This window comes from Olsenella kribbiana (assembly GCF_036408795.1).
In the GTDB taxonomy this organism is placed as follows: Bacteria; Actinomycetota; Coriobacteriia; order Coriobacteriales; family Atopobiaceae; genus Olsenella_L; species Olsenella_L kribbiana.
The window spans coordinates 234,761-256,907 of the sequence record NZ_JAZGJP010000001.1 but is presented as its reverse complement, the minus strand read 5'-3'; the positions used below and the strand labels follow the sequence as shown (position 1 = coordinate 256,907).

20 protein-coding genes, 2 tRNA genes and 1 pseudogene are annotated in these 22,147 nt (G+C 60.6%); 21 read left to right on the top strand and 2 right to left on the bottom strand.

Annotated features, from left to right (window positions below; translation table 11 throughout):
- Window position 1: 1 nt before the first annotated feature.
- From VXJ24_RS01190 to VXJ24_RS01175, 4 genes are all read left to right on the top strand, one after another.
- Window positions 2–1,342 (top strand): acetyl-CoA carboxylase biotin carboxylase subunit, encoded by a 1,341-nt coding sequence (locus VXJ24_RS01190; RefSeq protein WP_330971091.1) that lies wholly within the window; start codon window positions 2–4, stop codon window positions 1,340–1,342.
- Window positions 1,335–3,062, top strand: coding sequence for an acetyl-CoA carboxylase carboxyltransferase subunit alpha/beta (locus VXJ24_RS01185; protein ID WP_330971090.1), 1,728 nt, complete (start codon window positions 1,335–1,337; stop codon window positions 3,060–3,062). The genes VXJ24_RS01190 and VXJ24_RS01185 overlap by 8 nt, the downstream gene beginning before the upstream one ends.
- The gene (locus VXJ24_RS01180) at window positions 3,062–3,985 is read left to right on the top strand and encodes a DegV family protein (protein WP_304137769.1); all 924 of its coding nucleotides are present in this window, start codon (window positions 3,062–3,064) and stop codon (window positions 3,983–3,985) included. Before VXJ24_RS01185 ends, VXJ24_RS01180 begins: the two co-directional genes overlap by 1 nt.
- A 130-nt stretch (window positions 3,986–4,115) precedes the next feature.
- Window positions 4,116–4,190: transfer RNA gene (locus tag VXJ24_RS01175), tRNA-Asn, on the top strand.
- 41 nt (window positions 4,191–4,231) lie between these two features.
- Here the strand turns inward: VXJ24_RS01175 and VXJ24_RS01170 are convergent.
- A complete protein-coding gene (locus tag VXJ24_RS01170) occupies window positions 4,232–4,699 on the bottom strand; it encodes a hypothetical protein (protein ID WP_330971089.1) in 468 nt (155 codons plus the stop codon).
- 29 nt (window positions 4,700–4,728) lie between these two features.
- Window positions 4,729–4,956: pseudogene (locus tag VXJ24_RS11470) on the bottom strand (metallophosphoesterase); the annotation flags it as partial.
- A gap of 287 nt (window positions 4,957–5,243) precedes the next feature.
- On the opposite strand from VXJ24_RS11470, the gene VXJ24_RS01165 reads away from it, so the two are divergent.
- From VXJ24_RS01165 to VXJ24_RS01085, 17 genes are all read left to right on the top strand, one after another.
- Window positions 5,244–6,557 carry a helix-turn-helix domain-containing protein gene (locus tag VXJ24_RS01165; protein WP_330971088.1) on the top strand — a complete coding sequence of 438 codons (1,314 nt, stop codon included), beginning with the start codon at window positions 5,244–5,246 and terminating at the stop codon, window positions 6,555–6,557.
- 395 nt (window positions 6,558–6,952) lie between these two features.
- A tRNA-Asn gene (locus VXJ24_RS01160) sits at window positions 6,953–7,027 on the top strand.
- 233 nt (window positions 7,028–7,260) lie between these two features.
- Entirely contained in the window at window positions 7,261–8,091 is an 831-nt protein-coding gene (locus VXJ24_RS01155; RefSeq protein WP_330971087.1) for an ABC transporter permease, read from the top strand.
- A gap of 13 nt (window positions 8,092–8,104) precedes the next feature.
- Window positions 8,105–8,860, top strand: a complete 756-nt coding sequence (locus tag VXJ24_RS01150; RefSeq protein ID WP_330971086.1) for an ABC transporter ATP-binding protein — start codon at window positions 8,105–8,107, stop codon at window positions 8,858–8,860.
- A gap of 26 nt (window positions 8,861–8,886) precedes the next feature.
- The gene (locus tag VXJ24_RS01145) at window positions 8,887–10,737 is read left to right on the top strand and encodes a glycosyltransferase family protein (protein ID WP_330971085.1); all 1,851 of its coding nucleotides are present in this window, start codon (window positions 8,887–8,889) and stop codon (window positions 10,735–10,737) included.
- A 299-nt stretch (window positions 10,738–11,036) separates the two neighbouring features.
- On the top strand, window positions 11,037–11,606 hold the full coding sequence (pyrR, locus tag VXJ24_RS01140; protein WP_330971084.1) for a bifunctional pyr operon transcriptional regulator/uracil phosphoribosyltransferase PyrR: 570 nt from the start codon (window positions 11,037–11,039) through the stop codon (window positions 11,604–11,606).
- Window positions 11,606–12,544 (top strand): aspartate carbamoyltransferase catalytic subunit, encoded by a 939-nt coding sequence (locus VXJ24_RS01135; RefSeq protein WP_330971083.1) that lies wholly within the window; start codon window positions 11,606–11,608, stop codon window positions 12,542–12,544. The genes pyrR and VXJ24_RS01135 overlap by 1 nt, the downstream gene beginning before the upstream one ends.
- Window positions 12,528–13,826, top strand: coding sequence for a dihydroorotase (locus tag VXJ24_RS01130; protein ID WP_330971082.1), 1,299 nt, complete (start codon window positions 12,528–12,530; stop codon window positions 13,824–13,826). The genes VXJ24_RS01135 and VXJ24_RS01130 overlap by 17 nt, the downstream gene beginning before the upstream one ends.
- Window positions 13,823–14,671, top strand: a complete 849-nt coding sequence (locus VXJ24_RS01125) for an iron-sulfur cluster-binding protein (protein ID WP_330971081.1) — start codon at window positions 13,823–13,825, stop codon at window positions 14,669–14,671. The genes VXJ24_RS01130 and VXJ24_RS01125 overlap by 4 nt, the downstream gene beginning before the upstream one ends.
- On the top strand, window positions 14,668–15,591 hold the full coding sequence (locus tag VXJ24_RS01120; protein WP_330971080.1) for a dihydroorotate dehydrogenase: 924 nt from the start codon (window positions 14,668–14,670) through the stop codon (window positions 15,589–15,591). Before VXJ24_RS01125 ends, VXJ24_RS01120 begins: the two co-directional genes overlap by 4 nt.
- Window positions 15,585–16,304 carry an orotidine-5'-phosphate decarboxylase gene (gene pyrF / locus VXJ24_RS01115; RefSeq protein WP_330971079.1) on the top strand — a complete coding sequence of 240 codons (720 nt, stop codon included), beginning with the start codon at window positions 15,585–15,587 and terminating at the stop codon, window positions 16,302–16,304. The genes VXJ24_RS01120 and pyrF overlap by 7 nt, the downstream gene beginning before the upstream one ends.
- A gap of 187 nt (window positions 16,305–16,491) precedes the next feature.
- On the top strand, window positions 16,492–16,800 hold the full coding sequence (mihF, locus tag VXJ24_RS01110; protein ID WP_330971078.1) for an integration host factor, actinobacterial type: 309 nt from the start codon (window positions 16,492–16,494) through the stop codon (window positions 16,798–16,800).
- Window positions 16,800–17,378 carry a guanylate kinase gene (gene gmk, locus VXJ24_RS01105; RefSeq protein ID WP_330971077.1) on the top strand — a complete coding sequence of 193 codons (579 nt, stop codon included), beginning with the start codon at window positions 16,800–16,802 and terminating at the stop codon, window positions 17,376–17,378. Before mihF ends, gmk begins: the two co-directional genes overlap by 1 nt.
- Window positions 17,378–17,662, top strand: a complete 285-nt coding sequence (locus VXJ24_RS01100; protein ID WP_330971076.1) for a DNA-directed RNA polymerase subunit omega — start codon at window positions 17,378–17,380, stop codon at window positions 17,660–17,662. Before gmk ends, VXJ24_RS01100 begins: the two co-directional genes overlap by 1 nt.
- The gene (thiI, locus tag VXJ24_RS01095; protein ID WP_330971075.1) at window positions 17,662–18,921 is read left to right on the top strand and encodes a tRNA uracil 4-sulfurtransferase ThiI; all 1,260 of its coding nucleotides are present in this window, start codon (window positions 17,662–17,664) and stop codon (window positions 18,919–18,921) included. Before VXJ24_RS01100 ends, thiI begins: the two co-directional genes overlap by 1 nt.
- A 117-nt stretch (window positions 18,922–19,038) precedes the next feature.
- Complete coding sequence (locus tag VXJ24_RS01090) at window positions 19,039–19,803, top strand: helix-hairpin-helix domain-containing protein (protein ID WP_330971074.1); 765 nt, start codon at window positions 19,039–19,041, stop codon at window positions 19,801–19,803.
- Window positions 19,796–22,135 carry a DNA internalization-related competence protein ComEC/Rec2 gene (locus VXJ24_RS01085; RefSeq protein ID WP_330971073.1) on the top strand — a complete coding sequence of 780 codons (2,340 nt, stop codon included), beginning with the start codon at window positions 19,796–19,798 and terminating at the stop codon, window positions 22,133–22,135. Before VXJ24_RS01090 ends, VXJ24_RS01085 begins: the two co-directional genes overlap by 8 nt.
- Window positions 22,136–22,147: the final 12 nt, after the last annotated feature.

Below are 22,147 nucleotides of genomic sequence, written 5' to 3'. Positions count from 1 at the left end.
CATGTTCGAGAAGATACTGATCGCGAACAGGGGAGAGGTCGCCGTCCGCATCATCCGCGCCTGCAAGGAGATGGGCGTCAAGACGGTCGCCATCTACTCGACGGCCGATGCCACGGCGCTCCATGTGACGCTTGCTGACGAGGCCTACTGCATCGGCGGCCCGCGTGCCTCCGAGTCCTATCTGAACACGAATGCGATCATCACGGTCGCGCTCGAGTCGGGTGCTTCGGCAATACATCCAGGCTATGGCTTCCTCTCCGAGAATGCCTCATTTGCCCGCGAGTGCCGCGAGCATGGCCTTGTCTTCATCGGGCCTTCGCCTGAGATCATGGAGCTCATGGGAGACAAGGATCAGGCACGCCGCACAGCGAGATCGGCTGGCGTTCCCATCGTGCCAGGCTGCGACCTGCTCGAGTCTTCTGCGCAGGCAGAAGAGGAGGCCAGGCGCATCGGCTGCCCTGTGCTTGTGAAGGCACGTGCAGGTGGTGGCGGACGTGGCATCAGGAAGGTGCTCAAGCCAGAAGATGCTCCCGCTGCCTTCGAGCAGGCACATGCCGAGGCACAGAACGCCTTCGGCGACGGCGAATGCTACATGGAGAAATTCATCTCTCCGGCACACCATATCGAGGTGCAGATCCTCGCAGATGGCCACGGCAACGTGTTCTCACTCGGCGAGCGCGAGTGCTCCGTGCAGCGCAGGAACCAGAAGCTCCTCGAAGAGAGCCCGAGTCCCTGTCCGGCGCTCACGTCTGAGATCCGCGAGCACATGTTCGAGTGTGCCCGCAATCTTGCAAAGAAGGTCGGCTACGAAGGGCTGGGAACGATCGAGTTCCTCTTCAGCGATACCGGCGAGTTCTGGTTCATGGAGATGAACACGAGGCTCCAGGTCGAGCATCCGGTGACGGAATTCGTGACGGGCATCGACCTTGTCAAGTGGCAGCTCCGTGTCGCTGCAGGAGCAGACCTCTCGAACTGGAAGCAGGAGAACATCAACGCCGTGGGACATGCAATCGAGTGTCGCATCAATGCCGAGACGCCCGATTTCCTTCCGTCTGCAGGAGACATCACGATGCTTCACACGCCGAATGGCCCCTGGGTGCGCTTCGACTCTGCCCTCTATGTAGGCTCATCGGTGCCGCCCTACTACGACTCGCTCCTCGGCAAGCTCATCGTCTATTCGCCGACGCGCGAAGAGGCGATACGCAAGATGCGCTCTGCTCTGGGAGAGCTTGTGATCGAGGGTGTCAGCTACAATGCCGATCTTCAGCTCGATATCCTCGGCAATCCCGAATTCCTGTCGGGCAACTACCATACAAATCTGATGGAGCACCTCTATGAGTGAACGCCAGAAGTCTCTGAACGAGCTTGAAGGGCCCGTCACCGAAGTGCCGATCGATATTCCGGAGCGCACGATTCTCGTGCGCTGCCCGCATTGCCGTCATGCTATCGATGCCGGGGTGCTGAAGCAGAACCTCGATGTGTGCCCGCGCTGCGGCAAGCACATGCGCATCGGCGCAAGGAGAAGGCTTGCCCTCACGGCAGATCAAGGCTCCTTCGAAGAGTGGGACGCCGATATGGAGGCGAAGGACATCCTCTCCTTCCCGGACTACAAAGAGAAGCTTGCCGCTGCACGCCAGAAGTCGGGAGGGGAGAAGGAGGCCGCCATCTGCGGCAGGGCGACGATCCAGGGCGAGCCCTGTGCCCTCTTCATCATGAACGGCGACTTCATGATGGGTTCCATGGGAGCTGCTGTCGGCGAGAAGATCTGCCGCTGCTTCGAGCGGGCGACAGAGGAAGGCCTGCCTGTTGTCGGCTTCACGGTATCGGGCGGTGCCCGCATGCAGGAGGGCCTCACCTCCCTCATGCAGATGGCCAAGGTCTCGAATGCTGTACGCCGGCACAGTGCAGCGGGCCTCCTCTATATCTGTGTCCTTACCGATCCCACCTCGGGCGGCGTCACGGCTTCCTTCGCAATGGAGGCAGACATCACGATTGCAGAGCCTGACGCGCTCGTCGCCTTCGCAGGTCCGCGTGTCGTCGAGCAGACGACGCACAAGAAGCTGCCCCAGGGCTTCCAGCGCTCGGAGTTCGTCCTTGCACATGGCTTCTGCGACATGGTCGTCGAGCGCAAGAAGATTCCCTCCACGCTCGGCTATCTGCTCTGGCTTCATGACAAGGAGGCGTGGGGCACACGCGAGGCACCGAAGTGTGCGGCTGCCTTCCCCGAGGAGGCACGCTGGCCGCTTCCGCACCATCTCGAGAAGCCGGCTGCTGCAGATGCCTCTGCCTACGACCTTGTGAAGCGCGTGAGGAATGCCGACAGGCCGTCTGTTCCCTCCATCATGGACATGACCTTCGAGGGCTTCATCGAGCTCCACGGGGATCATGAGTTCGGAGACGATGCTGCCATCGTGACCGGCCTTGCCACGCTCGATGGAAATCCTGTCACGGTCATTGCAACCGATCGCGGACGCGGCATCAAGGAACGGGTGGCCAGAAACTATGGCTCGCCTGAGCCTGAAGGCTACCGCAAGGCGCTCCGTCTCATGAAGGAAGCGGAGAAGTTCCATCGCCCCGTGATCTGCCTTGTCGATACGTCCGGTGCCTATCCAGGCATGGAGGCAGAAGAGCGCGGCCAGGGCGCCGCCATCGCAGACAACCTTGTCGCAATGGGCGCTCTCAGGACCCCTGAGATCACCGTCATCATGGGCGAGGGCGGCTCGGGCGGTGCCTTGGGCCTTGCCGTCTCAGACCGTGTCCTCATGCTCTCTGATGCTGTCTATTCGGTCGTGAGCCCTGAGGGCTGCTCGACGATCCTCTTCAAGACAGCGAAGCGCGCAGCCGATGCTGCCGAGGCTCTCGGCATCACGGCGCCCTTCCTCAAGGATCTGGGCATCATCGACGGTATCGTCGACGCCGAAGGCTTCGGCACCGAGGAGTTCGCAGAGCGCTTCAGGAAGTGCCTTGCGGACGAGGTGCAGGAGCTCGAAGGCATGTCAGAAGACGAGCTTGTCGATGCTCGCTACGAGAAATACCGTGCCATCGGAAGGAGAGACAGCTGATGGAGAAGACCACAGGGCTCACGGCAGGTCTGGGCGCCCTCACGACAGGCGGAGCCGATCTGCCACAGCGTCCGGTTGCAATCGTCTGCGATTCCTCCTGCACGCTCTCGCGTACCCGCGCAGAGGAGCTCGGCGTCACGATGGTGCCCATGCACTACAACGTCGACGGTGTCCGCTATGCGGAGACCTTCCGGAACGAGAATGGCGACTACGACTCTCTATTCCGGAATGGCAGGCTGCTCATGACAGAAGCGGTCTACCAGGACGAGTTTGCTGACGAATTCAGGCGCCTCCTCGATGCTGATTTCTCGGTGCTCTGCCTCACAATCTCTTCGAGGCTCTCTGGCACCTACAGGAGCGCTGTGCACGCACGTGAGCAGCTCATCCGTGAAGGAGAGGCACCGGAGCGCATGCGCATCATCGACTCCTGGACGACTTCGGGCGGGCTCGAGTTCCTCGTACGCCAGGCACGCAAGCTCGTGAGCCTGGGCTATGGCCTGGAGACGGTCGGTGAGAAGCTCGAAGCGGAGCGTGCACGTCAGGGCATCGATTTCACAGTGCCGGATCTCGAGGTTCTCAGGAAATCGGGGCGTCTCGGTGCCACAAGGCGCGCCGTTCCTTCGAACCTTGACCGCTTCCTTGTCATGGAGCTCCAGGAGGGCGGCATCAAGGATGTCTGCGTCGCCCACGGCATGCGCGGCACAGCCCGTGCCCTCATAGCCGAGATTCCGGAAGAAGCACGGAAGAACTCCGTGACCGTCACAGGATACGGCGAGGCGCATGAGGCGGTCGAAGAGCTTGTGCATGAGGTGAGGCGCGAGCTTCCTGAGACGACGATCCATGTGCGTGATGGAGGACCAGTTGTCTCGCTTCATCTCGGCGTCGGTTCGGTGAGCCTTGCCTGGAGGAACTTTGCGGAGTAGCCACCAAAATGCGGAGAGCGCGTGTGCAGAATGTTGCTGAAGCATTGCATAGCACAGATTCTTCGAAATGCACGCTTGCATTGAAACGAGCTTTCCGTATACTAGCTAGTGCGCTTTGAGAGCAACACATTCCCCGGTGGCGCAGTGGTAGCGCAACTGACTGTTAATCAGTGTGTCGTAGGTTCGAACCCTACCCGGGGAGCCAGAACTGTCCGAGAGCCTGTCAGATGACAGGCTCTCTTTTTTCTATCTCAGCTCTCCAGCTTTGATTGTCCTGAAGGTCCAGCTCTTGGTGTCGACGAGCGAGAACTCTTCGGTGCCGATGGGGCCTCCCCACGAATAGGTGGAGAAGACATCGCAGCTCAGGAGATTTCCTTCTTCGCGAACGTACTTCACCGGGGTATGTCCGACAACCTGGAAGAGCTCCTGGGGGCGGTAGAGGATATCGAGATCTGCCATTCCCTGAGGACGAGCCCAGAGGGGAGAGAACTCCTGCCAGAGCTCGTCTCTGCCCATCTGGTTGATAGCGGCAAGAGCATCATCCGTAGATGCGGAAGCGAGGCCTTCGTCCTCGATGAAGTCTTGGAGGATGCCGGCGTGCGAGAAGCAGACATTGTCGATGCGATGGACAAATGCCTTGCGGTCTTGAGGCACCTTGTCCCAGAATGCGCGGGAGCGCTCCTGCACATGCCTGAGCACATTGCCTTTTGCCATGCCGGACTCAGGCGCATCCAGAAGTACGACATGTCATGGTTTCCATAGCACCAGTAAGCATCGTGATGGGCAGCAAGGAAGGCTTCTGCACGCTCATAGAGGGCATCGTATGCCTCAGGGCGTCGCTGCATGCCCCAGTCATCAGGCAGGTCTCCGAGCTGCACGATTGCATCAGGAGGCTCCTGCTTTATTGCCGCATCAGCTGCATCGAACATCCAGGGCTTCAGGTGGACATCGGGAATGACAAGGACATGCATGGAAGCCTCCTATCTGCCAAGAGGATGGAGCGGATTTGTGTCAGTATAGCTGCCAGGGACGACAGCATTGAAGTGCTGCTTCCTCAGTGCAATCTCAGGGCAAGGCAACGTGAATTGAATTTCGAAAAGCAATCCTGTTGCACCAAGTCGTGCAGCGGCCACAGAAGAAATTGGGGGCAGGACGGATTCCGCATCCATCCTGCCCCCGCTTTCCTCTAGCATCCCTTTTGCTGCTGCTGGCTCCCGCCGGAAGGGAGACAGCGATGAGAGACGGCAAGAGGAAGCACATGGACAAGGATAGCAGGGTGATCATCGAGGAAGGCATACGGAGAGGCGATTCCGCACGGAAGATAGCCCGGGAGGCAGGCGTGAGCCCCTCCACCGTGACGAGGGAGGTGAAGGCGAACAGGACCCTGAAGGAGAAGAAGAGGGCGCCGGGAGCGAACCTGTCGGTGCGCTGCGCGCGCAGGAAGGAGTGCCCGAGGGTGGGCACTGCATGCGCAGGATGCAGCAGCCGGGCAGTGCGCTGCAGGGACTGCAGGACGAGGAGCTGCATAGATGCATGCCCGGACTTCGAGCTGCTGATGTGCCCCGTGACGGAGAGATGGCCCTACGTCTGCCCCGAAGGGTGCAGGAAGCGGCAGACGTGCAGCTATCCAAGGAGCAGGTACCGCGCAGAGGAGGCGCAGGCGGCGCACGATGCCAGGCTCGCCTCGAGCCGCGAGGGCATAGACCTCACCGCCGACGAGCTCGAGCGGCTGAATGCGGTGGTGGCGCCCCTGGTAGGGCAGGGATGGAGCTTCGAGGCGATCTGCACCGAGCTCGGGGACGGGCTCGGCGTCTGCCTGCGCTCGCTCTACAACTACCAGGCGGACGGGATCCTGGACATATCCAGCGTCGAGCTGCCGAGGAAGGCGAGGCTCAGGCCCAGGAAGAGGAAGAGGGACCAGGGCAGGCCGCGCATCGACAGGTCCGGGCACGAGTACTCCGACTTCCTGGCGCTGCCCCTGGAGGAGAGGGCCAGGGTCGTGCAGGGAGACTCCGTCTGCGGCAGGCAGCAGGATGCCCACGACATCCTCACGCTGCACATCGTGGCGAGGCACTTCCAGCTCTATCTCAGGAAGAGGCATGCGGACCCTTCGGCCACCGTCGCGGCGCTCGACCGCATCGAGAGGGCGCTGGGGTCGCGTGCGGCCTTCGAGGCGGCGTTCGGCATCATGCTCCTCGACAGGGGCACGGAGTTCGACGACCGGGAGGGCATGGAGCGCAGCTGCCTCGAGCCCGGGGAGAGGAGATGCCGCGTCTTCTGGTGCGACCCGCAGGAGTCCAACCAGAAGTCCGAGGCCGAGCGCAACCACGAGCAGCTGAGGCGGATATTCCCGAAGGGGCATGTGGACATGGACGCGCTCACGGACGCAGACGTGGCTCTCGCCTGCAGCCATGTCAACTCGTATCCGCTCGCGTCGATAGGCGGATGCCCCTTCGGCGAGCTGGGGTCGCTCCTGCCGGAAGGGGCGCTCGGAAGGCTCGGGATCGTGCGCATCCCTGCGGAGCGCGTGGTGCTCAGGCCCGCGCTCGTCCCGCATGCATATCTGAGGTAGCATAGCCGCATGCGCTGCCTGCGGTGCGCAGCCGGAGGCAGCGGACGAAAGGAATACGTCGGCCGGAGCCGGCAGCAGCGAATCCGTCCGGCCCCCTCCGTTGCATGAAGTCGTGCAATCCTGGAGAGGGGGCCGATATTGCCATGGCCGGAATGCATGCCATCCGGCGTCCCGGATGCTCCGGAAGGCCGAATTGCACGCCTTGCCGCAACGCTTCCGGCACATTTTGCAGGACTTGCTGCAACCGTTGCGCTTCGGATTGCAGTGTTGCGCTTACAAATTCAATCCACCCAGGGCAAGGCAATCGCAGGGCTCTCGAGAATTTCTGAAATAGTTGTTGCATCGAATCTGAGAATCCCTATACTGAGTACTTGCGCAACGGCGCAGTCACATATTCCCCGGTGGCGCAGTGGTAGCGCAACTGACTGTTAATCAGTGTGTCGTAGGTTCGAACCCTACCCGGGGAGCCAGAGAATTCGGAGCCGGACTTCATGTCCGGCTCTTTTGCCATAGATGGTCTGCTCCAGGTTTCTGGCAACCCGACACTCCTGCCTTTCGGTGTTCGAGAATTCTATAAGCTGCCTGCAGAAACGTCGAGCTTGTGTGCACTCAGCCGACAGGCCATATCGGTGGGTACAGGGGCTGTGCTAGCATATTTACAATAGTTTGATGTAATTAAACAATGCGTAGCAACGGAGGCATCTTGGCTACCAGCGCAGCTACAAAGAGCGGGAAACGCATATCGGGCAAGGATGCCTGGTATCCTCCTGCGAAGCGCGACCGCTTCATCATCCAGCAGCTTGTGAGCAAGGACTTCAAGCTCAGGTATCGTCGCTCGGTCTTGGGCGTGGCGTGGTCCGTCCTGAACCCGCTCCTCATGATGATTGTCATGTCTGCGGTCTTCTCCACGTTCATGCGCTATGCAGACGATTCCATTGGCTGCTATCCGCTCTACCTCATTCTCGGCAACACCGCCTTCCAGCTCATGAGCGATGCGACAAGCCAGGGACTGACGTCCATCATCGGCGCAGCATCGCTTCTGAAGAAGGTCAAGATCAACCGCTATGTGTTCCCCGTGCAGAAGGTCTTTTCTGCAGCCGTGAACTATGTCTTCTCTCTCATTGCCATCTTCATCGTCATGCTCTTCTTCCAGATTCCTCTGACGCCACTCGCGCTCCTTCTGCCGGTCGCGCTTGGCCTGCTCGTCGTCTTCTCGATCGGACTCTCGCTCCTGCTGTCTGCCCTTGCGGTCTTCTTCCGCGATGTCATCCATCTCTGGAGCGTCGTCCTCACAGCTTGGACCTATGCTACGCCGCTCTTCTATCCCGCAAGCATCCTTCCGCACTGGATGCAGGTCTTCGAGGCATTCAATCCGATCTACCTCTATGTCACGTTCATACGTGACATCCTGCTCTGGCAGACCCTGCCGACGGCGAGCCTCGTGGTCCGCTGTGCCATCTGGGCAGTCGCTTCGCTCGCGCTCGGCTATGTGGTATTCCATCGCCACGAGCACAAGTTCATCCTCTATATCTAGGCATTGGAGACCCATGGCTGATACAAAGCTTCCTGACGATATCGCAGTGCGTGTCGACGATGTCTCGATGATCTTCAATATCGCGTCGGAGCAGTTCAACTCCCTCAAGGAATACTTCATCGCAATCATGAAGCACGAGCTCTCCTTCAAGGAGTTCCGTGCCCTCAACCACCTCACGTTCGATGTGCACAAGGGCGAGGCATTCGGCCTTGTCGGCACGAACGGCTCTGGCAAGTCGACGATGCTCAAGATCATCGCTGGCGTCCTTGAAGCATCGGAGGGTACCTGTACGGTAAATGGCACGATTGCGCCACTGATCGAGCTCGGCGCCGGATTCGACCCGGAGCTCACGGCTCAGGAGAACATCTATCTTAACGGTGCCCTCCTCGGCTATTCGAAGGAGTTCATCGACCAGGAGTTCGACAACATCGTGGAATTCGCCGAGCTCAAGGACTTCATGGAGATGCCGCTCAAGAACTACTCCTCCGGCATGGTCGCACGCATCGCCTTTGCAATCGCTACGATCACCGATCCTGACATCCTGATCGTCGATGAGACGCTTTCTGTCGGCGACTTCCTGTTCCAGCAGAAGTGCGAGAAGAGGATCAACGAGCTCGTACAGAACGACAACACGACGGTCCTTCTGGTCTCCCACTCCATCGATCTGGTCGAGCGCATCTGCTCGAGGGTCCTCTGGATCGAAAAGGGCCAGCAGCGCATGCTCGGTCCTGTCGATGAGGTGTGCCAGGCCTACCGCAATCTCAAGTAGCTCCTATTCCAGAAACCGGGTTTCCGATGATCGACTACAAGCTCGCCAACATCCTGATCGCTCCTGACGAATTCTCTGCTTCCTATCCTGGTCTCTACTGGAGGGATGGAGAAGGCAAGGCAGCCTATGCAAAGGAGGAAGGTGCGCTCGAGATTTCGGGGACGGTCGATTTCACGACATATCTGAATGGCCTTTCGATAGAGAAGTGGCACCGCTATACCGTTGTCACCGACGTCACCCTAGAGCTCCAGCTTTCGGGAGATGCCTGCGAGGTCTATGCCACAGGTCTTTCTGCCGGCATGAAGGCACCCAAGCGCTCTGAGCGTCCTATCCTCAAGGTCGGTGCCTCCGAAGGCATACAGGTCGTCGAAGTGCCGCTTCCAAAGGAGCATGCCGCCATCCAAGGCTTTGCCATTCATTCTGAAGGCACGACGAAGCTTGCTGGCGGATGCTATCTTGCCGAAGTCGATGAGGATGTGCCAAGACCAGTGAGGCTTGCGCTTGCAACGACGACATTCAAGAAGGAAGCCTATATCACGCGCAATATCGCTGCCGTGAAGAAGGAAGTCTTGGGCTCGAAGGATCCCATCGCTTCCGGCTTCCATATGTTCGTGATCGACAACGGCCGTACGCTCGATGCGGAGGCGCTCTCAGATGAGGGTGTCACGGTCATCCCGAATGCGAATGTCGGCGGCTCAGGCGGCTTTGTCCGTGGCATGATTGCGGGGCTCGACTGGAATGCGACGCATGTCCTTCTCATGGACGACGATGTGCGCGTGCTGCCTGAGAGCTTCAAGCGTACCTATGCATTGCTCTCCCTTGCGAACGAGCGCTACCAGGATGCCTTCATCAATGGTGCGATGCTCAATATCGGCCAGCCGAACATCCAGTTCGAGGATGTAGCACAGGTCGGACGCGATGGCCGCTACCACGGCATCAAGGACACGAAGATCGAGGTCGATACCTACGAAGGCATCGCCCACAACGAGTCCGTCAACGTGGAAGTGCCGCGTGCCTATGGTGCCTGGTGGTACTCCTGCATCCCGACAAAGGCGATACGTGCAAACGGGCTGCCGCTCCCTGTCTTCGTGCGCTGCGACGATGTCGAATACGGCATCCGCTGCCAGCCGAAGTACATGGCAATGGATGGCATATGCGTATGGCATGAGCAGTTCGAGGGCCGCTTCAGGGCTTCTGTCGACTGCTACCAGTACACCAGGAACTTCATGATCATGATGGCCGTGGATGAGCTGCCCTACTGGCGCACGTTCATGATGAGGTTCGACCGCACGTTCCATATCTATCTGCGTGCCATGGACTATGAGGCATGCGAGCTCCTGCTCGACGGCCTCGAGGATTACCTCAAGGGTCCGACCTTCATCGAGACGGCTTCTGGCGAGGACATCATCAAGCGCCAGGGTGCCAAGAACGAGAAGCTCCTGCCGATCTCCGAGCTCTCCGAGGAGGACCAGGAAGCCTGCAAGGAGGCACCCGCAAGCTCGAACCCTTGGGTCTTCGGCGAAGGAGCAAGGCGCCATATCGTGCTGAAGCTTGCAGAGTCTGTGCCGCATGACAGGCATGATCTGCCTGACTGGATGCTCGATCCGAAACCGGTAGCCGTGAACTATTCACACGGTGCCTATCCGTCGGCCATGACGGCACGCCATTCCGTTCTCGTTGCCTACGATATCGACGGCACGCATGCCCATGTGCGCCGCATGGACCGCAAGCGTTGGGAAGATCTCAAGGAGCGCTACCGTACGCTCATGGCAGATTACGCGACGAGAGGCGATGCTGTTGCTAAGGCCTACCACGAGGCAAAGCCCTATCTCACGAGCGCAGAATTCTGGAAGAGCTACCTCCACATGGATGCATAGCCAGTCTTGAAATGGATGTGACAGAGCCCTGCAGCTTCTGCTGCGGGGCTCCTTTCATAGAGAGCGATGGGGACGATGCGATGGGACACGCTTTTCCGTTCTGAAGATGATGTTTTCTGTTGTGCCGGACTAAGGTAGGGAGTATCCTGTCTCTAGCCTTTAATGCGCGGTACGAGATGCCCGAAAGGCGCTACATAAAGAGCGGTTTCCTTATGGAATCTCTCCATGAAGCGAAAAGAGGGGGTGTCTGTGCCGCCATCAGGCGGACGGGCACCTTTTGCTTTATCGGAGGGAGACTCATGGAGCAGGAACCCAAAGCGGTCATCATGGATGCTCAGGCCATGGACCGCGCCATCGTGCGCATTGCGCATGAGATCATCGAGCACAACGAGGGAGCCAAGACCATTGCTGTCGTCGGCATCATCCGCCGCGGCGAGATCCTTGCGCATCGTCTTGTCGATGCCATCGAGGACATCGAGCATGTGAAGCCGCCCTTCGGCTCGCTCGACATCAGCTTCTACCGTGACGATTTCGGCATCAACTCTGCCCCAGTGGTCCATGCGACGAACATCCCGTTCAGCGTGGAGGGCAAGGACATCATCCTCGTCGACGATGTGCTCTACACGGGCCGCACGGTGCGCTCTGCCCTCAATGCCCTCATGGACTACGGCCGCGCAAAGTCGGTGCAGCTTGCCGTGATGGTCGATCGTGGCCACAGAGAGCTTCCGATCCGTGCCGACTATGTCGGAAAGAATGTGCCGTCCTCCCGTGAAGAGGATGTCCGCGTCTGCATAGAGCCGCTCGATTCCCACACCGCTGTGGAGATCTGGAACAAGGCAGACGAACCCAGCGATGGAGGCGTTCACTGATGCTGTCTGTAAAGAATCTCATCGATACGTACAGCCTGACGGCTGACGATATCACCCAGATACTCGATACCGCCCAGGCATTCGAGTCCGTCAACAATTCCCGAACGATCAAGAAGGTCCCGGCACTTCGTGGTCGCACGATCGTGAACCTGTTCCTCGAGCCGTCGACGCGCACGAAGAGCTCGTTCGAGCTCGCCGAGAAGCGTCTTTCGGCAGACTCCCTCTCGATGGGCGGATCCACGTCCTCTGTCGTCAAGGGCGAGTCGCTTGCCGACACGATCCAGACGATCTCCGCCATGAACGTCGACATGTTCGTCTGCCGTGCCCGCCTTGCCGGCACGCCGCAGCGCATCACCGAGAATACCGATGCTGTCGTCATCAATGCTGGCGACGGCAAGCACCAGCATCCGACCCAGGCCATGCTCGACCTCTATACGATGAGGAAGCACTTCGGACACCTCGATGGCCTCAAGGTCGCAATCGTCGGCGACCTCGCCCACTCCCGCGTCTGCGGATCTCTGGCACCCGCTCTCAAGACCATGGGTGCCGAGGTCACGCTCGTCGGTCCTCCGACCTTCCAGGTCGACGATCCCGACTGGTTCGGCTGCCCCCAGACGGCACACTTCGACGATGTGATCGAGGATATGGATGTCATCTACATGCTCCGTGTCCAGCTCGAGCGCATGGAAGGTGCTGCCATTCCGTCGAGGCGCGAGTACAACCGCCTCTACGGCCTCGATATGACCCGCGTGAACCGCATGAAGGACGATGCGATCATCATGCATCCGGGTCCCATGAACCGCGGCATGGAGATCAATGCGGATGTGGCCGACTGCAGCCGTTCGCGCATCCTGAACCAGGTCAATGCCGGCGTCCTTACCCGCATGGCCGAGATGTACCTGCTCCTGGGAGGAGAGAACAATGGCATTTCTGCTTAGAGGCGCGCATGTGGTCGACCCACAGGTCGGACTTGACGGCGTAGCCGATGTCCTTATCGATGGAGACAAGATTGCAGAGGTCGGCCAGGGCCTCGAGCCGCCTGCTGACGCTGAGGTCATCGATGCGTCCGGCAAGTACCTCGTGCCGGGCCTCGTGGATATGCATGTCCACTTCAGAGATCCTGGCTTCGAGTACAAGGAGACCATCGATACCGGTTCCCGTGCTGCAGCACATGGCGGCTTCACGGATGTCGCAACGATGCCGAATACGGACCCGGTGACCGATACAGGAGCCGAGATCCGCTACCAGATCGACCGCGGCAAGCATGCAGGACTTGTGCATATCCGCCCGATCGGAGCACTCACGCGTGGCGAGAAGGGCGAGGCCCTCTCCGAGATTGGCGATATGGTCGTGGAGGGCGCAGCTGCTTTCTCTGATGACGGACACGGCGTGCAGAGCGCCGGCATGATGAGGACATGCATGGAGTATGTGTCGCAGTTCGACCGTGCCGTGCTTGCCCACTGCGAGATCGACTCGCTCACGACGAACGGTGTCATCAACGAAGGCAAGGCATCGACCCGCCTCGGCATGTTCGGCTGGCCGGCACTCGGCGAGGAGCTTGAGATCTATCGCGACATCGAGCTTGCAAAGCTCACGGGCTGCCGCTTCCATGTCTGCCATATCTCGACGGCCAAGGGCCTCGATCTCGTACGCGCTGCCAAGAAGGAAGGACTTCCTGTCACCTGCGAGGTCACGCCGCATCACCTGTTCCTCAATGAGGATGACATCACGCCGACCTACAACACGAACCTCAAGATGAATCCGCCCCTGCGCACGAAGGCCGACATGGAGGCCCTCGTCGAGGGCATCTGCGATGGTTCCATCGACTGCGTCGTCACCGACCATGCACCGCACGCACCGCATGAGAAGGACTGCGAGTGGGAGATTGCCTTCTTCGGCTGCGTCGGCCTCGAGACGTCGCTTCCGCTCATGCTCACGAAGCTCGTCCTTCCGGGCAAGATGAGCTGGAGCCGCCTTGTCGAGGTCATGGCTGTGAACCCGAGGAAGGTGCTCACGCTCGAGCCGGTCAAGGTCGAGGCAGGAAGCACGGCAGACCTTACCCTTATCGATCCCGCTGCCGAGATCGAGGTCACCGAGGACTGGCTGCAGGGCAAGGCGAAGAACTCTGCCTTCCTCGGCTGGCATCTTACCGGTGCCGCATCCGATGTCTTCTGCGCCGGCAAGCGCACGCTCACTGACGGTGTGGTGACGCCCGCATGAGCGCGGCAGCAGGACCAAAGCTCGCGCCATACACGCTTGTCTGGAAGCATGAGGCGGCAGAGGATATCTGGGACATCTGCCTCGAGACGGAAGGTGAGCTCGTACAGGGGCTCAAGCCCGGCATGTTCGTGAATGTCGCCGTGCCGGGCGACCCCTCCCATATCCTGCGCATCCCGCTCTCCTTCTACCGTACCGATCCGGTGCGTGGCTGGATCTGCATGATCGTAGCTGCTGTGGGCGAAGGAACGCGCCGTCTCTGCTCGCTCGAGCCGGGCGAGGGCTCGACGCTTCTGGCTCCGCTCGGACATGGCTGGAGGATGCCGCAAGAAGGCGCCAAGCGTGCGCTTCTCGTTGCCGGCGGCGTCGGCGCTCCCCCTGTCTTTGCTGCGGCCCGCATGCTCCAGGCACGCGGCATCGACTGCGATGTCGTGATGGGCGCCAAGAGCGAACGCTTCCTCTGGAAGGAGGGAGCGCAGGCTCTGAGCGGCAATGATGGCGGGGCAGGTTATGAGAGCGCGCTTTCCCGTGGTGGCTTCTGCGAAGTGTTCCTGGCAACGGATGATGGAAGCTATGGCTACCACGGCTTCACGACAGGCCTTGCCGAGAAGCTTGTGGGCAAGCATAGCTACGACGTCGTCATGACCTGCGGGCCCCAGCCCATGATGGCAGGCGTCGCGAAGGTCGCAGCAGCAGCGCATATTCCTTGCCAGGTCTCGATGGAGCGGATGATGACCTGCGGGTTCGGTGCCTGCAACACGTGCAGCGTCCAGATGGCAGATGGCACCGTGCGTGCCTGCTGCCAGGATGGTCCCGTGTTCGATGCCGAGGAGGTGCTCTGGAAATGACAAAGGTCAAGATGGATGTCGATCTTGGCGGCGTGCATATGCAGAACCCCATCTGCACCGCTTCTGGCACCTTCGGCAATGGCCGCCAGTTCGAGAGCTTCTTCGATGTATCCGAGCTTGGTGCCATCACCTGCAAGGGTGTCGCCGCCGAGCCGTGGGCAGGAAATCCTGCACCGCGCTTGGCTGAGATTACCTCGGGCATCATGAATTCGGTCGGGCTCCAGAACCCGGGTGTCAAGGGCTTCGTCGAGGAGTATGGCGAATATCTCGCCGGGCTCGATGAGCGCGGCTGCCGTGTCATCTGCCAGGTCGCAGGACACTCGATTCAGGAATACATCGATGCGCTCGACCTCTTCGAAGAGCTTGCGCCCTTCGCAGCGGGATTCGAGATCAATATCTCCTGCCCGAACATCGCCTGCGGGGGCGCTGCCATGGGTGCCACGCCTGAAGCGGCAGCTGAAGTCGTCCGTGCCCTTCGCCCGCATACGAAGCGGCCGATCCTCGTGAAGCTTGCGCCGCACGATGTCGCCGATATCGCCCGTGCCTGCGAGGCAGAAGGCGCCGATGCCCTGACGCTCATCAACACGATTCCGGGCATGGCAATAGATGTGAGGACATACAGGAGCAGGCTCTCGCGGCCGACGGCTGGCGTCTCTGGCCCCTGCATCCATCCTATTGCCGTGCGCATGGTCTGGGAAGCGGCACACGCCGTGAAGATTCCGATCAACGGCGTCGGTGGCGTCATGACTGGCGAGGATGCGGCAGAGTTCCTGCTGGCAGGAGCGACCGCTGTCTCGGTCGGCACAGCCAACCTCGTCGACCCTGTGGCAGCACCGCGCATTCTTTCCGAGCTCGAAGCCTGGGCAGAGTCCCAGGGTGTCAAAGATATCCACGAAGTGATAGGAGCATGCAGATGCTGAGCGAAGCTGAAGCACGCAATGCCGTGATAACCGCCCTCGACTGCGGACGCGACGAGGCGCTTGCCCTCGCCGATACGCTTTCTGGCCATGCGGGCTGGGTCAAGGTCGGCATGACCCTCTACTATGCCTGCGGACCGGAGATCGTCTCCGAGATGCACAGGCGCGGCCTCAAGGTCTTCATGGACCTCAAGCTCCATGATATTCCGCACCAGATCAGGGGCGCTGCCGAGGCAGCATCGCGTGCAGGTGCAGATATCCTCTCGGTCCATGCCCTGGGCGGTGCCGAGATGGTGAAGGCAGCCCGCGAGGGTGTCGAGGCGGCAGCGAAGGACCGCGACGAGCGCACGAAGATCATCGCGATCTCGGTCCTCACGAGCATGGACCAGGCAGCCCTTGCCTCGATCGGCGTGGCTGATTCTGTTGCCAATGAGGTTGCACGTCTTGCAAAGCTTGCCTATGGTGCAGGAGCCGATGGCATGGTCTGCTCTCCGCAGGAGGCTCATGAGCTCCGCGAGCTTCTGGGACCTGATGCGCTCGTCGTGACGCCAGGTGTGCGCCCCGCAGGCTCTGCCGTAGGCGACCAGAAGCGCATCGCGACGCCGGCGTCTGCTATCGCATCCGGTGCCTCGAAGCTCGTTGTCGGACGTCCGATCACGCAGGCTGAAGACCCGGCAGCAGCCTTCGAAGCCATCGTCTCTGAGCTCTGTGCATAGAAGCTTCTTCAGAGCGGGGCGAATTTCGTAGGAGTTGTGTAAAGTCCCTGCGTAAAGCCCGATGTTTGGCATATCTGCACTTGCAAAATGCCTGATGGATTGCGAGACTATAGTATCGCATGATGGGTTTGAAGCAGCTTCGGCACCTAGAAGAGGTGCCTGCATGCGTTTCTAGTTTGGAGGAACAATGGCTCTCCCTCAACTTACCGACGAGCAGCGCAAGGAAGCATTGGAGAAGGCAGCTGCCGCGCGCCACGCACGTGCAGAGCTCCGCGAGAAGATCAAGACCGGCCAGGTCACGCTTGAGGAGGTCCTTGATTCCGACGATCCTATTGCCGCCCGTCTCAAGGTGAGCGCTCTCATCGAGTCCCTGCCGGGCTATGGCAAGGCCAAGGCAGCCAAGATCATGGCTGAGCTCGGCATCTCCTCCACGCGCCGCGTCAAGGGCCTCGGTGCCCGCCAGCGCGAGCAGCTCATCGAAGCGCTCTCCAAGTAGTGGGCGCGACACCACGACTTTTTGTCATTTCCGGACCGTCGGGCGCAGGAAAGGGCACGCTGCTTGCGGAGCTCCGCAAGCAGCGCCCGGACCTGGGCTTGACGGTTTCGGCTACTACAAGAAGTCCACGGCCCGGCGAGGTCGACGGCACATCGTATTATTTCCTGTCTGACGAGGAGTTCCGCCGCCGCATCGCGGCAGGGGAGTTCGTCGAGTGGGCAGAGGTCCATGGGCATCTCTATGGCACGCTTGTGAGCGAAGTGAAGCGTCTCCTTGCTAAGGGGCATTCGCTCGTGCTCGAGATCGATGTCCAGGGAGCGCTCAACGTCCGCAAGGTCTATCCGGATGCCGTGCTCGTCTTCATCGAGCCGCCTTCGCTTCAGGTGCTCGAGGAGCGCCTGCGTGGACGTGGCACCGAGGATGAGGCATCGATCGAGCTCAGGCTCAAGAATGCCCGCCACGAGATGGAGCTCGCGGACCAGTACGATGTGCGTATCGTCAATGACACTGTTGACCGTGCGGCACAGGAGCTTGGCTCTGTGATGCGCCGGTTCGAGATGGATGGAGGTTCCCATTAATGTCCGTCATCAAGCCTGAAATCGACAACCTGCTCGACAAGACCGAGCACAACCCGTTCCTGCTCTGCTCGATGGCATCGAAGCGTGCCTGCGATATCAACAACATGATCCGCGGCCAGCATCTGCGTGTCGTCGACGTCCAGGACTTCGACGATATAACGACCGTCGTCTCCGGCGAGGATCCTGTCTCCATCGCAATGAAGGAGATCGAGGATGGCACCCTCGGATTCGTGAAGGATGACTTCGACGAGGCCATCAAGGGCGCAAACAAGTCGGTCTTCTGATGAGCGAACGCGTCTGTCTTGTCCACTACCACGAGATCGGCCTCAAAGGGAAGAACCGCTCCATCTTCGAGAACCAGCTCGTGACGAATCTGAAGTGCGCCCTGCGCGACACGCCCCTCAAGTGCGTGAAGCGCATCTGCGGCTATATCCTCGTGACCTTCGAGGGCGGAGCGACCCGCGACTACCAGGACCTTATCGGCAAGGTTCCGGGCGTTGCCCGCGTCTCGCTTGCCCATGAGTGCCCACGCGACCTCGCGGAGTACTCCCAGGCTGCCATCGTCTCTCTCGGCGAGGCAGGGAGCTTCTCCACCTTCAAGGTCCATGCACACAAGTCTTCGACCGACTATCCGGTCCATACCCTCGATATCAACCGCCAGGTGGGCGCAGCCCTCTGCGAGGCCTTCCCTGACAAGAAGGTCGACGTCCACAACCCCGATGTCACGGTCCACGTGAACGTCGTGCAGGGCTCGGTCTATGTCTACGCCGTCTCCGAGAGGGGAGCAGGCGGCCTTCCTGTCGGCACTGCCGGCAAGGTTGTGACGCTTCTGTCCTCTGGCTTCGACTCGCCGGTCGCGACCTGGATGCTCGGACGCCGTGGCGCCATCTGCGTGCCCATCCACTTCTCCGGCAGGCCCATGGTGTCCGATACGAGCGAATGGCTCACGCAGGATATCGTCAAGGCCCTCGCGCCTTCCGGCGTCGTCGGCCGTCTCTACGTGGTGCCCTTCGGAGCGCGCCAGCGCGAGATCTCTCTTGCGGTCGACCAGAAGCTCCGCATCATCACGTACCGCCGTGTCATGTTCTCCGTCGCTGAGCGCATAGCTCGCATAGAGGGTGCCAAGGCACTTGTCACGGGTGAATCGCTTGGACAGGTCGCCTCACAGACGCTCGAGAACATCGCTGCTGTGGATGAGACCGTATCCATGCCGGTGCTGCGTCCCCTCATCGGATCCGACAAGCAGGAGATCATCGAGCGCGCACAGCAGATCGGCACCTACGATATCAGCTGCCAGACGGCTCCTGACTGCTGCACGCTCTTCATGCCGCGCCGTCCCGAGACGCATGCAAAGCGTGACGAGGTGCATGAGGCCTGGGATTCATTCGATCATGAAGCGATGATCGAGGATCTCGTCGACCACATCGAGTATGTGGACTTCGACCAGTGCCCAAGCTACCGTCCTCCCCGCAAGCTTCGTGTTCGCCATGAGGAGCTCGCACCTGCCGAGTGGGAGAAGAAGGGCATCGTGTCAGAGGGCTGAGCTGGCCTTCTGCGACCTTCCGCAAGATCTTTGCCAGATGTCTGGCAGCCCGAAGAACGCAATCCTGTCTGTCATATCGCCTTCCTCATCCAGTCTGGAGAGGGAGGCGACTTTTTCATGGCACAGAGAAGGCTTCAGGACAGAACAGCATCGAGGCTCAAGGCACGGATGCCGCGGCTCAATCTTGGAAACAGGAAGGCAGCCTGCGCGCTCATCGCGGCAGGCTCTGCGGTGGCGCTCTTCCTGGCGCTTGCAGCAGCGATCAGGACCCCCGCCTTCACGGTGGACAAGAGTGCAGCCGTGAGCTCTTCGACGCCTGCAGCAGAGGAGACGAAAGATGCAGCATCTGCAAGCACGGATGCCAGCTCGGAGGATAAGGCACCAAGTCCGGTGCTTGTAGATATCGACGGAGCGGTGGCACATCCTGGCGTCTACGACATTGCCGGCACGACCGAGCGCGTGAAGGATGCGGTCGAGGCAGCAGGCGGGCTTCTGGACGATGCAGACACCGCAAGCGTCAATCTCGCGCAGGCTGTCAAGGATGGCATGAAGATCCATGTGCCGAAGGAAGGAGAGGCATCCTCCTCTGCTGCCTCAGCGGCTGGCACTGCCTCAGGCTCCACTTCTGCTGCCGGCTCTTCGGGCACATCCAGCACCTTGGCGTCCTCTTCCTCCGATTCTGCATCTTCGGGCCTCGTGAACATCAATACCGCCACAGCCGAGGAGCTCGAGACGCTTCCTGGCGTCGGCGAATCGACTGCCAAGGCAATCGTGCAGGACAGGGAAGAGCATGGCGCCTTCAGCTCGAAGGAGGACCTCATGCGTGTCTCCGGCATAGGCGAGAAGAAGTACGCGAAGCTCGAGGCGAACATCTGTGTATAGGGAGCAGAAGCCGCCTGAGCGGCCATTTCTGCCTGAAACGCTTCTGGCGCTGCTCTCTGCCATCTATGCCTCGAGGCTCGCGCTCTTGTGCCTGCCGTGGGACGGCATAGGTGCAGAGGTGGAGGCAGCTGTAGCCGTATCGCTCGTCGTAGGTGCGCTCCTGTTCCTGCGCAGGCAGAAGATGCTTGCGGCAGCAGTTCTTGCCTGCACGCTCGTGGCGCTCATCTCCTCTGCTGCCTTCTGTGCCAGGACGGAGGATGCGGCAGAGGCACTTCAGGCAACAAGCGCCTCGAAGCTTGTCTTCGTCGTCGAGGGAGACAGCTCGAAAGGGACGAGCGGCTGGCGCTGCCGCGCTGCGGCCGAGGAGGATGGGCACACTGTCGGCGATGTCTGGCTTGTTGGCTCGCGGGAGCTCACAGCGGGGGAGCGTGTGCGCTGCATCGGGCGCGTTAAGCCGCTTGCGGACGATGACTATGGGAGAAGCTCGTTTGCACAGGGCATCTGCTGCACGGTCAAGATGGTACGCATCACCGGCAGGGATGAGCCTCAAGGACTGCGCGCACTGGTAGAGCATATTCGTACCGCAGGCAAAGACGCGTTTCTTGGATCGGATACGCCGGAGCGGGCGCTCGAAGTGGGGTCGGTCCTGGGCTTCAAGGCGCCGCTCCAGGAAGAGGGGCTCTCCGATCTCTTCTCTGCCTGCGGCGTCTCGCATCTTGTCGCTGTCTCGGGTGGACATCTTGCTGTCATAGCCTCTGCCCTGGCGGTCGTCCTCGGGTGGCTCCGGCTCTCGCCGAAGTGGCGCATCGTGCTCTCCATCACCCTCACCGGCATCTTTGTCGTTCTCTGCGGCTTGCCGGTCTCTGCGATGCGTGCCTGGCTCATGGCCTGCGCTGCATCAGGAGCGGTGCTTGCCGGCAGAAGGAGCCATGCGCTCTCAGCGGTCTCTCTCGTGGGCCTCATCCTCGTCTGGGCATCTCCTGCATCCGCTGCCGATATCGGCTTTCTCCTGAGCGTCTACGCGGTCTGCGGGCTCTGCCTCTTTGCATCCTATCTGGCCTACGCGCTCACGCTCCTCGTGCCTGAGCTTCCCTGGCTCCATCGTGTGCCGAGACGCCTCATGCGCGCCTTGGGAAAGCTGCGCCAGAATGTGCTTGCGCTTCTTGCAGCGACGCTTGCCGCCCAGCTTGTCACAGCGGCACTCACCTCAGAAGTCTTCGGGACATTCTCGCTCGTGGCGCCTCTCGCAAATCTTGTCCTTGCGCTTCCGTTCTCCTGCATGATCGCACTGGCGCTTCTCGCCTTTGCAATGCTCCCGCTCCCATGGCTCTCGCATCTGCTTATGGCAGGAGCGGATCTCTTTGCCGGATTCTCGCTTGCTGCCGTCAGGTTCCTTGCCCATCTGCCCTATGCAAGCATCTCGGTTGCAGCTACGACAGCGGTGCCAGAGATTGTCGTCCTGGCATTTCTTGCGCTCTGGCTTGCTGCCTGGCCCGAGCTCTCTTCGGCCTGGCTCCGGCGTTCCGCTATCGCCTGCGCCTTCGGGCTTGCCTGCCTCATCGTCTCCTGGCGCTTCTTCGCGCCGGCACGGCTTTCCATCCTTGATGTCGGCCAGGGAGATGCGATTCTCGTGCAGGAAGGAGCCGCGGCGGTTCTCATTGACACGGGACCTGAAGGCGCGGTCGCAGAGGCGCTCGAGAAGTCGCATGTGCTCCATATCGATGCGGTGGTGCTCACGCACCTGCATGACGACCACACAGGCGGGGTGAAGGATCTGGGAAGCGTCGCTCCGGTCGGCACGGTCTATGTCGCCGAGGGCGTCAAGGGCTCCATGAGCGAGACGCTCAGAGGAGAGATAGAGGAGCTGACCGGAAAGGATGCAGAGGAGATCTCTGCAGGCTCTGTGCTCCATGCTGGCGGCTTCACGATGCGTATGGTCTGGCCAAAGACGGATGTCACAGGGGAGGAGAACGGCGACTCCATCGAGCTCGTGCTCGAGCATCCAGAAGGAGGCGGCACCTTCAGAGCACTTCTGACGGGCGATGGAGAGGAAGACGAGCTCAGGCAGTTTGCAGATGAGGTCGGCGACATCGATGTCCTGAAGGTAGGGCACCATGGATCGGAGATTTCGATCGATGCAGGCGAGGCACGGGAGCTTGCGCCCGAGCTGGCCGTGGCCTCTGCCGGCGAGAGCAACAAATATGGCCACCCGACGGAGCAGTGCATCGAGACGCTCGAAGGGACAGGCACACGCTTCCTCTGCACGAAGGATGTCGGCACGGTCGAGATACGTCCCCGTGAGGAAGGCTATGTGGTGTACACGGAGCGCTGATTCCGTCAGAAT

What these genes read in the sequence shown, in the direction of transcription:
- VXJ24_RS01170 (WP_330971089.1), bottom strand. Translation starts at nt 4,699, where the DNA reads ATGGCAAAAGGCAATGTGCTCAGGCATGTGCAGGAGCGCTCCCGCGCA.
- VXJ24_RS01180 (WP_304137769.1), top strand. Translation starts at nt 3,062, where the DNA reads ATGGAGAAGACCACAGGGCTCACGGCAGGTCTGGGCGCCCTCACGACA.
- VXJ24_RS01135 (WP_330971083.1), top strand. Translation starts at nt 11,606, where the DNA reads ATGCTGTCTGTAAAGAATCTCATCGATACGTACAGCCTGACGGCTGAC.
- mihF (WP_330971078.1), top strand. Translation starts at nt 16,492, where the DNA reads ATGGCTCTCCCTCAACTTACCGACGAGCAGCGCAAGGAAGCATTGGAG.
- VXJ24_RS01090 (WP_330971074.1), top strand. Translation starts at nt 19,039, where the DNA reads ATGGCACAGAGAAGGCTTCAGGACAGAACAGCATCGAGGCTCAAGGCA.
- pyrF (WP_330971079.1), top strand. Translation starts at nt 15,585, where the DNA reads ATGCTGAGCGAAGCTGAAGCACGCAATGCCGTGATAACCGCCCTCGAC.
- thiI (WP_330971075.1), top strand. Translation starts at nt 17,662, where the DNA reads ATGAGCGAACGCGTCTGTCTTGTCCACTACCACGAGATCGGCCTCAAA.
- VXJ24_RS01165 (WP_330971088.1), top strand. Translation starts at nt 5,244, where the DNA reads ATGGACAAGGATAGCAGGGTGATCATCGAGGAAGGCATACGGAGAGGC.
- VXJ24_RS01190 (WP_330971091.1), top strand. Translation starts at nt 2, where the DNA reads ATGTTCGAGAAGATACTGATCGCGAACAGGGGAGAGGTCGCCGTCCGC.
- VXJ24_RS01150 (WP_330971086.1), top strand. Translation starts at nt 8,105, where the DNA reads ATGGCTGATACAAAGCTTCCTGACGATATCGCAGTGCGTGTCGACGAT.
- VXJ24_RS01125 (WP_330971081.1), top strand. Translation starts at nt 13,823, where the DNA reads ATGAGCGCGGCAGCAGGACCAAAGCTCGCGCCATACACGCTTGTCTGG.
- VXJ24_RS01145 (WP_330971085.1), top strand. Translation starts at nt 8,887, where the DNA reads ATGATCGACTACAAGCTCGCCAACATCCTGATCGCTCCTGACGAATTC.
- VXJ24_RS01130 (WP_330971082.1), top strand. Translation starts at nt 12,528, where the DNA reads ATGGCATTTCTGCTTAGAGGCGCGCATGTGGTCGACCCACAGGTCGGA.
- VXJ24_RS01185 (WP_330971090.1), top strand. Translation starts at nt 1,335, where the DNA reads ATGAGTGAACGCCAGAAGTCTCTGAACGAGCTTGAAGGGCCCGTCACC.
- pyrR (WP_330971084.1), top strand. Translation starts at nt 11,037, where the DNA reads ATGGAGCAGGAACCCAAAGCGGTCATCATGGATGCTCAGGCCATGGAC.
- VXJ24_RS01100 (WP_330971076.1), top strand. Translation starts at nt 17,378, where the DNA reads ATGTCCGTCATCAAGCCTGAAATCGACAACCTGCTCGACAAGACCGAG.
- VXJ24_RS01120 (WP_330971080.1), top strand. Translation starts at nt 14,668, where the DNA reads ATGACAAAGGTCAAGATGGATGTCGATCTTGGCGGCGTGCATATGCAG.